The organism is Lacrimispora amygdalina (genome assembly GCF_900205965.1).
In the GTDB taxonomy this organism is placed as follows: domain Bacteria; phylum Bacillota; class Clostridia; order Lachnospirales; family Lachnospiraceae; genus Lacrimispora; species Lacrimispora amygdalina_A.
Genome location: NZ_OAOF01000020.1, coordinates 77,938 through 87,022 on the forward strand (window position 1 = coordinate 77,938; position 9,085 = coordinate 87,022).

The window sequence follows — 9,085 nt, forward strand, 5'->3', positions numbered from 1 at the left end:
GCATGGCAAAGACAATCATGATTCAGGGCACCATGTCCAATGCAGGCAAAAGCCTGATTGTGGCAGGGCTGTGCCGGATATTAAAGCAGGATGGATACCGGGTTTCCCCCTTTAAATCCCAGAATATGGCACTGAATTCCTTTATAACAGAGGAAGGACTGGAGATGGGCAGAGCACAGGTGGTTCAGGCTGAGGCAGCAGGCGTAAAGCCGGTGGCTTCCATGAACCCGGTGCTGCTTAAACCTACTAACGATACGGGCTCCCAGGTGATTGTCAACGGTGTGTCCATTGGCAATATGCCTGCAAAGGATTATTTTGTATATAAAAAGAAATTAATACCGGAGATAAAAAAAGCATTTGATACGTTGGCAAAAGAGTATGATATTATCGTTATCGAGGGTGCTGGAAGTCCGGCGGAGATCAATTTAAAGCAGGAAGATATCGTCAATATGGGAATGGCTAAGATGGCGGATGCGCCGGTACTGCTGGTGGGCGATATTGACCGCGGTGGTGTATTTGCCCAGCTTTACGGCACAGTTATGCTTTTAGAACCGGAAGAGAGGGCCAGAATCGGAGGTTTGATTGTTAATAAATTCCGCGGGGATAAATCCATTTTAGAACCGGGACTTGACATGATAAAAGAGCGGCTTCAGATACCCGTAGCCGGGGTGGTTCCTTATATGAATGTGGATATAGAAGATGAAGACAGCCTGGGAAATCATCTGGCAGGAACTGCAAAAACAGAGTGGACGGATGTGGAAATCGCAGTCATCCGTTTCCCCAGAATCTCAAATTTCACTGATTTTTCCGTATTCTCTGCAATTCCTTGTGCGGCCCTGCGTTATGTGGATTCGGTATCGAATCTTGGAAAACCGGATCTTGTGATACTGCCTGGAAGTAAGAATACCATAGAGGATCTTCTCTGGATGCGCCAGAATGGACTGGAGGCAGCGGTAGTGAAGCTGGAAGCTTCAGGAGTTCCTGTGTTCGGAATATGCGGCGGATTTCAGATGCTTGGGGAACAGTTAATGGATCCGCAGGCAGTGGAATCTTTAGCCGGCCTTTCAGCTGTACGGGGGATGGGACTGCTTCCTGTACGGACTGTATTCGGAGCAGAAAAAACCAGGACAAGAGTGACTGGTGCGTGCACTGCAGTTGATGGTATTTTTGAGGATTTGTCAGGGATGAACATCGAAGGCTATGAGATTCACATGGGACAGACGGAGCGTGCGCTTCCGCCCTTATCCTATGTAATGGAAAGTCAGACAGGCTCCCATCTGGCTAAAATGGATGGCTGCCAGAGAAGAAACGTCTATGGTACCTATATTCACGGTTTCTTTGACAGTGAAGGTGTTGCGGATACCATTATAACAGCGCTGAGAAAGAAAAAAGGGCTGACGGACCAGCCAGGTAAAACTATCAGCTATCAGGAATACAAGGAAAAGCAATATGACCGGCTGGCGGACCTTTTGCGGGAAAGCCTGGATATGGACCGGATTTATCGCCTGATGGGCTTAACCAATGACGACGGAGGAACAAATGTTTAGTAAACTGGAACGGGTGAGACCCGAGGAAATTGAAAAAAGAAGCTTTGAAATCATCACCCATGAGCTGGGAGATAAGATACTGGACCCGGAACAGGAACTGGTGATCAAACGTGTAATTCATACAACTGCAGATTTTGATTATGCAGATAATCTGGTATTTTCACCTCATGCGGTAACACTGGGGATGGAGGCATTGAAAGCAGGCATTCCGGTGATAACCGATACCAATATGGGAAAAGCGGGAATTAATAAAAAGGCACTTGAACGCGTGGGAAGCAGTGTCCACTGTTTTATGGCTGATGAAGATGTGGCAGAGGATGCGAAAAAAAGGCAGACGACTCGTGCTCATGCCAGTATGGATAAGGCTGCCGGGCTTTTGGGCGACTGCATTTTTGCCATAGGCAATGCTCCCACAGCCCTTGTGCACCTTTATGAGCTTATACAGGAAGGAAAGATAAACCCCAGACTGATCATCGGCGTTCCGGTGGGCTTTGTTAATGTGACTGCGTCCAAGGAGCTGATTCTGTCTCTTCCTGACGTACCTTATATCGTGGCAAGAGGAAGAAAAGGGGGAAGCAATGTGGCGGCAGCAATCGTAAATGCCATGCTTTATCAGATTTCATAACATCATTGTTTCTTAGAGGGGAAAACACCATGGACCTATACAGTATTATTTTAGTAGATGACGAAGAGGAAGTACGAAAAAGCATTATCAAGAAAATTGAATGGCAGTCAGCCGGTTTTAAATTAGTGGGTGATGCGGAAAACGGAGAGGATGCCATTGAAAAGATCGAAGTTTTAGAGCCGGATGTGGTCCTGACGGATATCCGTATGCCATATATGGATGGACTCGTGCTTGCTGAAAAGATACGCCAGCGCTACCCTTCCATGAAGGTTGTGATTTTTTCCGGATATGATGATTTTGAATATGCCCAGAAAGCAATCAAACTCAATGTGACCGAGTACATTTTAAAGCCTGTAAATGTGGAAGAGCTGACTTCTATTTTAAAGAGAATCAAAGGCAATCTTGACCGTGAGATTGAAGAAAAACGGAATATAAGCAGGCTGAGAGAGAATTACAGAAAGAGTCTTCCGATCTTCAGGGAACAGTTTTTTAATGATCTGGTGCACAAGAATCTGTCCAATGAGATTGCGGAGCAGAAGCTGAGAGAATACGATATTCCCATTGCAGGTGCATGGAAATGGATTATAGCTGCTGTGGCTGTGGAGCGGGGGGAAGTGGGTGATACCCTGACACTTCACAGGGAAGAAGAACTGATTCCTGTTTCCGTCATGCAGATCATCCGGGATAAACTGGAAGGGTATTGCAGATTTGCACTGTTTCAGTCGGTTTTAGAAGCAGAGATGGTTGTGGTAGTGGCTCTTGATGAAGATTCTATTACCGGACTCATCGATGTATTCGGAGATATCTGCAAGGAAACAAAAAGAATACTGGAGGTGCCGGTTACCATAGGAATTGGTCACAGCTGCGGCGAATTATCAAATATCCCATTTGCATATCAGTCAGCGATTGATGCTCTCGGCTATAAGGCAATTGCAGGAAAAGGAAATACTATTTACATCAATGATATGGAGCCGGTAGGAAGCGGCAAGCTGGAATTCGACAGTGTTTTAGAAGCGGATCTTATATCTGCCATAAAGTTTGGTCCGTCTGAGAAAATCGAAGCGTCTGTGACACAGGTTATTCAGAAGATGGAATCTGCAAAAGTACATTTCAGGCAGCAGCAGGTTTACATGTTCAGAGTTTTAAACAGTGTGATACAGATGGTTCAGCAGCATGATCTGGATTTAGAGGAAATCATGGACGGGGGTTTTGAGTCTATGGCTGTTTTTGACAAGATTCAAAAGGGAGAATTCGGGTCCTGGCTTTTTAAGGTAGCTGAGAAAATCAACCAGGCAATTAATCAGGAGCGGGATTTTACCACAAGACAGGTAATTCACGAAGCAAAACAGTATATTATGGATCATTATCAGAATCCGGATTTATCCGTGGAAATGATCTGCCGCCATCTTCACATGAGCCCTGCTTACTTTTCCACTCTTTTTAAAAAGGAAACAGGACAGGCCTATATCGCCTATCTTACGGACCTGCGCTTAAACAAGGCAGTGGAACTGTTAAATAAAACGGAGGACAAAACCTATGTCATTGCGGCAAAGGTTGGGTATCAGGAACAGAACTATTTCAGTTATGTTTTTAAAAAGAAATTTGGGGTATCACCAACCAAATTCCGCGGAGTGAGGTAATGGAAAAAAAGAATAACAGCATCCGTTATACTATATTTGTATATTTTACCATAACAGCGCTTGCCGCAGGTCTTTTGATTACCCTGTCTTTATACCAGCGCCTTTCTTCTCAGGTCGCAGAGGTGGTTCAGGAGGAGAATCAGAGTCTGATCAACCAGGTGGCAAGATCTGTGGAATCCTATTTAAGGACAGTTATGAAGCTTTCCGATTCTCTTTATTATGGAGCTGTGAAGAATGCAGACCTTTCTTCTCAGTCCATTAATAATGAGATTACCCTTTTGTATGATAACAATAAGGATAATGTGGATAACATAGCCCTTTTTGCCCAGGACGGCGCGATGGTGGAAGCCGTACCTGCAGCAAGACTGAAAAGAAGCCTTCACATAACTGGAGAGAAATGGTTTATCAATGCTCTGGAAAAAACGGAAAACCAGCATTTTTCTGATCCTCATGTCCAGTATATATTTGAAAACAATGAAAACCAGTACCGGTGGGTGATATCCTTATCAAGAGCGGTGGAACTTACAGAAGGAACATCAACCACTCAGGGAGTTTTGCTGGTGGATTTAAGCTATTCCAGCTTAGAGCATCTGTTTGACGGAGTTACCACAGGAAAGGGCGGTTATGTCTATTTAATTGCAAACGACGGGGAGATTCTTTATCACCCCAGGATTCAGCTCATTGATTCGGGACGAATGAAGGAAAATAACCAGATGGCCTCCAGCTATAAGGACGGGATTCACCGTGAGGTTTTTGAAGGGGAGAGCAGAATCATAACGGTAAAATCCGTTGGCTATACAGGCTGGAAGATCGTCGGTGTTACGCCTAAAAGTGTGGTTTCTTTAAATACCATCAAAACAAGGCTTTTTATTGTATTTTTAATTACTCTTATTTTATTTGTACTTGTACTGATCAACTCCTATATCTCATCTCGTATAACAAATCCTATCAAGGAGTTGGAAAAATCCGTAGGAATCCTGGAAGAAGGGGATTTAGAAACTGCAGTTTCCATCGGAGGCTCTTATGAAATCCAGCATTTGTGTAATTCCATTAAAAATATGGCAATTCAGATCCGTGTACTCATGGACGATATCGTAACGGAGCATGAAGCCAAACGGAAACAGGAATTTGATACCCTGCAATCACAGATTAATCCCCACTTTTTATATAATACGCTGGACATTATTGTCTGGATGATTGAAAATGAACAGAAGAACGAAGCGGTTAAGGCGGTAACTGCACTTGCCAGATTTTTCAGGATCAGCTTAAGCAAAGGGAAAAGCATCATTACAGTCCGGGATGAGCTGGAGCACGTGAGAAGTTATCTCATGATCCAGCACATGCGTTTCAAAAATAAATTTTCCTATCACATTGAGGCAGAGGAAGAATGTATGGAATTAACCAGTTTAAAACTGATCCTTCAGCCCCTGGTGGAAAACGCCATTTATCATGGCATGGAATTTATGGATGGGGACGGAGAGATTCATTTGTCGGTAGAGCGCAGAGGAGAAGATCTTGTGATCCGGGTATCCGACAACGGCCTGGGCATGACGGAGAAACAGGTTCAGAGCCTTTTTTTCGATGAGGTGCGTGTTACTTCAACAAAGGGGTCCGGAATCGGGGTGAAGAACGTAAATGAAAGAATCAAACTTTACTTTGGAGAGCGGTATGGTCTGACTATTGATTCTGAGCCAGATGAGGGAACCACCATTACCATTCTTCTGCCGGCGGTTCCTTATGATTCTTTTTTAGAAAGGGAAAAAAGAACATGACAAAACAGGAAAAAATTTTATGGGTTCTTCTGCCGGCAGTGCTGGTGATCCTGTTTCTCCTGTCTTCTACAGATTTAATTATTAAGGAAAAAAAGACGGAGATTTATCCGGTTTCGGTAATTATCAGCGATACCTCCGATGATTATTTTGCAAATTTCAGAAAAGGTGTGGATAAAGCGGCAGAAGAATACAACGTTGATGTCAGCTTTATCACACTTTATGAAAAGGGTGACCAGGACCAGCAGCTGGAACTGGTAAAACGAGAAATTAACGACGGGGCTCTGGCAGTGGTTTTAGTACCGGTAAAGCCGGAAGAATGTGCCCGGAAGATGGATGACATGGTCTTAAACTGTCCCGCTGTTATCGTTGGCAATCTGATACCGAATGAGAGGGTTAAGTGCGGGATTGCTCCGGATTTTGAAGAAGAGGGGCGGATGCTTGGACAGGCGATTGCCAGAGAGAACTCTCCTGGCAGGCCGGTCTGGATCTTTATGGATGGAATTGACGGCGGTTATAACCGGGAAGTCTGTGCAGGGGTAGAAAGTGAACTTAAAAATGCCGGTTTTACCGTAAAACTATATAAAAAAACCATGGAAGACACATTTCATAAGGAAATTGAAGGCCTGGTATATCCAGGAGGTGAAAAAGTGATTATTGCAGCAATTGACGCAAAGAGTCTTGATGAAACAGCGGAAATTATTGCAGGAAGTCCGGTTTATGGCAATTATGTGGACGGTCTTTACGGAGCAGGCAGTACTACCAGGCTTTTGACGCAATTAGACAACGGGGTGATTAAAGGGCTGGTGGTAAGTGACCAGTTTGATGCGGGGTACAGAAGCATTGAAAAAGCGGTTGAGTCGGTCCACGGAGGATTTGAGAAAGAACAGATTGTACTGGATTCTTATTATATCCAAAGAGAAGATTTAAGAGAGAGTAAATTCGAAAAAATCTTATATCCGATTGACTGAATGGGGGAAAAGAAATGAAGAAAAAATATGGAGTGCTGGCAGCGGTTATTTTTATAATTGTGATAGTTCTGGCGGGGGCATATCAGAATTATAAATCCGGAAAAAGGGAGGCGAACAAAGCAGTTCGCATCGGAGTGACTTTGTACAGGGGAGACGATTCGTTTATTAATACCATAAGGGGAAAGCTGGAAGAGAAGGCAAAGGTATATGAAAAGGATACCGGTATTAAGGTTGTAATGGAGATTGTGGATGCCAAGGGGAACCAGAATACCCAGAACAGCCAGGTGGACCGTTTTATTTCCCTGGGGTATGATGCGATCTGTGTCAATATGGTGGATCGTTCTGCTGCATCAAATATTATAGGGAAGGCAATGGATGCAGATCTGCCGGTGGTGTTTTTCAACAGGGAGCCGGTGGAGGAGGATATGCGGCGGTGGGAGAAGCTTTATTATGTAGGAGAGAATGCAAAAGAGTCTGCGACACTGCAGGGAAATATGCTGGTGGAGGCCTATAAAGCCGACCCCTCTTCCCTTGACTTAAACGGAGACGGTAAGGTGAGCTATGTACTGCTGGAAGGGGAGAGCAGTCATCAGGATTCTCTGATCAGAACGGAATGGTCCATACAGACCTTAAAGGATGGCGGCGTGCCTCTGGAAAAGATCACAGGTGCGATTGCAAACTGGGACAGAAGCCAGGCATCTGCCTGGATGGAGCAATGGCTGACGGAGTATCCGTATGACATTGAGGTAGTGATCTGCAACAATGACGATATGGCACTGGGGGCAGCAGATGCCCTTGAGCGTAAAGGGGATACCAGGCCCGTAAAGGTGGTTGGAATCGACGGAACCCCGCAGGGGATTGAAGGGGTGAGGGAAGGAAAAATATTTGGCACGGTACAATGTGATAGTGATGAATATGCGGGAGTGATTTTTCAGATTGCGGCAGCAGAGGCTCTTGGTGAAAATGTACAGGAAACAGTCGAATTGAACAGGGATAAGTATTATGAATGCAAACAGAATACCCTGACCGCCAAATAAGAAAATGGAATAATTGTCATTTATCAATAAAAAACTATAAAAAAATTGGCTGTATCATGAAAAATCTAAAAAAATCGATACATATCCCAAGAAAATTATATGGAATAGTGCACAAAATAAAGCTATAATGTGCATGTCGATGAGGTAAAAGTACCAATCGAACACGATTATATAATGATAAGGGAGGATTTATCATGAGATTACTCAAAAAAGTAGTAGCAGTAGGTCTCGCTTCTGCAATGGTATTTTCCATGGCAGGCTGCGGTTCCAGCTCAAAGGCCACAACAGCTGCATCGGAGGCAGCAACAACAGCGGCAGATACAAAAAAGGAAGAGTCCAATGCAGCGGAAACCACTGCAGAAGCTGTAAAGGATGCAGTAGGCGGAGATTTAGCTGACAAGAAAGTCGGTATATCCATCTACAAGTTCGATGATAACTTTATGACACTTTATCGTACAGAGCTTCAGAGATATTTAACAGAAGATCTGGGATTTAAGAAGGAGAATGTAATAATTCAGGATGGTAAGGGCGATCAGGCAGAGCAGACCAACCAGATCCAGAACTTTATTACTCAGAAATATGACGTACTTATTTTAAATCTTGTTCAGGCTTCCTCAGCTCCGGAAGTTACAGATATGTGTAAAGAAGCAGGAATTCCTGTTGTTTACATTAACCGTGAGCCAGATACGGAAGAAGAGCAGAGATGGAAAGATGAAAAAATCAACGCAACCTATGTTGGATGTGATGCAAGACAGTCCGGAACCTATCAGGGTGAAGAGATTCTTGAGACTTCCAATAAGGGTGATATCAACGGAGACGGCGTTGTAAACTATATTATGATCCAGGGCGATCCGGAAAACGTAGATGCACAGTACAGAACAGAATTCTCAGTAAAAGCACTGACTGATGCAGGTGTGAAGGTAAAAGAACTCTTAGAGCAGCGTGGTGACTGGGATCAGGCTAAGGCACAGCAGATTGCTCAGGATGCTCTGACACAGTACGGTGACCAGATCGAAGTAATCTTCTGCAACAACGATGCAATGGCACTTGGCGCACTTCAGGCAATTGAAGCAGCAGGCCGTACCGTAAATAAAGACATTTATTTAGTAGGCGTAGATGCGTTAACAGAAGCAGTACAGAACGTGCTTGATGACAAACAGACAGGTACCGTATTTAATGATCATTTCTCTCAGGCTCAGACAGCAAGCGATTTGGCTGTTAAGTATTTAAAGGGTGAATCTGTTGATAACGTTAACATGGTTGACTATATTAAGGTTACCAAAGATAATGCTCAGGAAATACTTGACAAATTAAAATAATTTCCAGCAGCCGGAAAACGGGTGTGTCGGCAGGGCACACCCGATTTTTAAAAGTTAGGGGTATCCCTTTATGTCCTGAAAAGCGGACGAATGAATGAAACACCCTACGGGTATCCCTTTATGTCCTGAAAAGCGGACGAATGAATGAAACACCCTACGGGTATCCCTTTATGTCCT

The 9,085-nt window shown here is 44.1% G+C and carries 7 protein-coding genes; all 7 read left to right on the forward strand.

Features of this window, described 5'->3' with window-relative positions:
- Window positions 1–2 precede the first annotated feature (2 nt).
- The 7 genes from CRO04_RS21255 (at window position 3) to CRO04_RS21285 (ending at window position 8,908) form a co-directional block, all read left to right on the forward strand.
- Window positions 3–1,547 carry a cobyric acid synthase gene (locus tag CRO04_RS21255; protein WP_097006252.1) on the forward strand — a complete coding sequence of 515 codons (1,545 nt, stop codon included), beginning with the start codon at window positions 3–5 and terminating at the stop codon, window positions 1,545–1,547.
- Entirely contained in the window at window positions 1,540–2,172 is a 633-nt protein-coding gene (locus CRO04_RS21260; RefSeq protein WP_097006253.1) for a precorrin-8X methylmutase, read from the forward strand. Before CRO04_RS21255 ends, CRO04_RS21260 begins: the two co-directional genes overlap by 8 nt.
- Before the next feature lie 29 nt (window positions 2,173–2,201).
- Window positions 2,202–3,812, forward strand: coding sequence for a response regulator (locus tag CRO04_RS21265; protein WP_097006254.1), 1,611 nt, complete (start codon window positions 2,202–2,204; stop codon window positions 3,810–3,812).
- On the forward strand, window positions 3,812–5,584 hold the full coding sequence (locus CRO04_RS21270) for a sensor histidine kinase (RefSeq protein ID WP_097006255.1): 1,773 nt from the start codon (window positions 3,812–3,814) through the stop codon (window positions 5,582–5,584). The genes CRO04_RS21265 and CRO04_RS21270 overlap by 1 nt, the downstream gene beginning before the upstream one ends.
- A complete protein-coding gene (locus CRO04_RS21275; protein WP_097006256.1) occupies window positions 5,581–6,552 on the forward strand; it encodes a sugar ABC transporter substrate-binding protein in 972 nt (323 codons plus the stop codon). The genes CRO04_RS21270 and CRO04_RS21275 overlap by 4 nt, the downstream gene beginning before the upstream one ends.
- Window positions 6,553–6,566: 14 nt before the next feature.
- Complete coding sequence (locus CRO04_RS21280) at window positions 6,567–7,589, forward strand: galactose ABC transporter substrate-binding protein (protein ID WP_097006257.1); 1,023 nt, start codon at window positions 6,567–6,569, stop codon at window positions 7,587–7,589.
- Between the two features lie 194 nt (window positions 7,590–7,783).
- Window positions 7,784–8,908 carry a galactose ABC transporter substrate-binding protein gene (locus CRO04_RS21285; RefSeq protein ID WP_097006258.1) on the forward strand — a complete coding sequence of 375 codons (1,125 nt, stop codon included), beginning with the start codon at window positions 7,784–7,786 and terminating at the stop codon, window positions 8,906–8,908.
- Window positions 8,909–9,085 lie beyond the last annotated feature (177 nt).